Here is a 1,818-nt window from a genome sequence, read left to right on the forward strand (position 1 = left end):
GCCATGGCTCCCGCGATCCCGAGGGCGGCGAAGCGCGCGCGGAGTTCGTCAGGCGCCAGCATCCGTCCCGCGGCGTCGACGTTGCCCGAGGTCGGCGCGCTCACGGCGCCGGGGATGTGCCCGCCGCGCGGATCGATCGGCTCCACGTCGCCGCGGTAGCGCTCGGCGGCGCGGGCATCGAGGAGAACGCCGTCCGCGGCGAGCGCCGCCGCCTCATCGATCGTGAGTCGCGGCAGGTGCCCCGGGGTGAGGACGACGTCGCCGGGCTCCCGCGCTGTGTCGCCCAACGCCAGCGGCAGCCCGGCGTCGCGCCAGGCGGCGAGCCCGCCGTCGAGCACGCGCACCGAAACGCCCGCGTCCGTCAACATCCACCATGCCCGTGCCGAGCCGAAGCCCTGCCAGTCGTCGTAGACGACCACCTGGTCGTCGGAGCGGACACCCCAGCGGCGGACCGCCTCCTGGAACACGGCCGGATCGGGCAGGGGGTGCCGACCCTCGGTGGGCGCACCGTGGGCGGCGAGGTCGTCGTCGAGGCTCACGTAGACGGCGGTCGGCACGTGGCCGGCGCGATAGGCGTCTCGGCCGTCCGGCGCATCGAGGCGCCACCGCACGTCGAGCACGACCGGCGGATGCTGCGACCGCAGCGCGGCCTCGAGGTCCACGGCGGCGATCAGCGGGCTGTGCGTCATGCCTCGACGCTACGCGATCGCGGTGCGACGCGTCAGGTCGGGGCGCCGCGGCGGCACGAGCCAGTTGACGACGGCGATCCCGAGCGGCAGCGCCACGGCGAGCGCCGCCAGCAGCAGCCACGGGACATCCCGCAGCTCGAGCGGTCCGTTCCAGGCCGTCTGCGACTGCAGCCAGAATCCGATGGGCGGAAGGATGCCGGCGACAGCGCCCGCGAACGTCCCGAAGCCTGCGATCACGAGCCCCTGCCAGAATCCGATCCGGCGCCGCAGCGCCGCCGTGCCCCCGACCGCGGACAGCGTCGCGTCGTCGGGTCGCCGCTCGAAGCGGGCGAGACCCAGCGCCACGGCGCTCGTCCCCAGCACGAGCACCGAGACCGCGACCAGCAGCGGGAACAGCCAGGCCGCCTCGGTCGGCGGTCCCTGCTCCACCCAGATCGAGGCGGCGTAGTCGTCGCCGATGCCGTCGCCCGCGGCCATGAGCTCGTCGCGCTGGGCGGTCGTGGGCGGTTCGGCGAAAGCGCCGAACACCATCGCCGGGACGGTGTCGATGCCGAGCTCGGCAGCCGTCTGCGGCGCGATCGCGACCCGCGCCGACTGGTGCGGCGCGTCGACGACGAAAGCGTCCAGCGACTTCGACCACTGCGGTTCCGCGGGCGACGGTGCGCCGGGTGGCGGGGCCGTGATGTTGTTCGGCATTCTCCCCTCGAGCAGCTGCCGCACCGTCCACGCGGCGACCTCGACGCGACCGCCCGTGACGAGCCCTTCGTCGGTGACGAGGGCGGCGCCGTCGCGGTAGGCGGCGCGCTGCGCGGCACCGAGTCGGATGCCGGTCACCGTCTCGAGGTCGTCGGCCGAGATGACGGCGAGATTGTTCTGCGGGTCCCCGAGCTGGGAGCCGTATCCCCACCCGCCTTCGGAGTCGACGAGGCTCCGCTCGGGCGTCACCGCGATCGCGCGCAGCGCGTCAGCCGGGATGTCGGTCGGGTCCTCCGCCCACCTGTCCGGCTGCTGCCAGACGAGCGCGGTCGCGGCGGCCCCGGCATCCTTCATCGCCGTCTCGGTGGCTGCCGCCGCGTCGGCCGACTGCTCAGCGGTGAGCGGGGTGTTGCCCATGCTGTACGGCGTGCCC

At 74.5% G+C, this 1,818-nt stretch carries 1 protein-coding gene and 1 pseudogene; both read right to left on the reverse strand.

Annotated elements, in window-relative coordinates; translation table 11 throughout:
• A partial coding sequence (locus WBP48_RS05980) for a sulfurtransferase (RefSeq protein ID WP_424437547.1) occupies window positions 1–689 on the reverse strand: 689 nt, incomplete at its 3' end.
• 9 nt (window positions 690–698) lie between these two features.
• A pseudogene (locus tag WBP48_RS05985) lies at window positions 699–1,818 on the reverse strand (ABC transporter permease); the annotation flags it as partial.

Source organism: Microbacterium sp., assembly GCF_049661145.1.
In the GTDB taxonomy this organism is placed as follows: Bacteria; Actinomycetota; Actinomycetes; order Actinomycetales; family Microbacteriaceae; genus Microbacterium.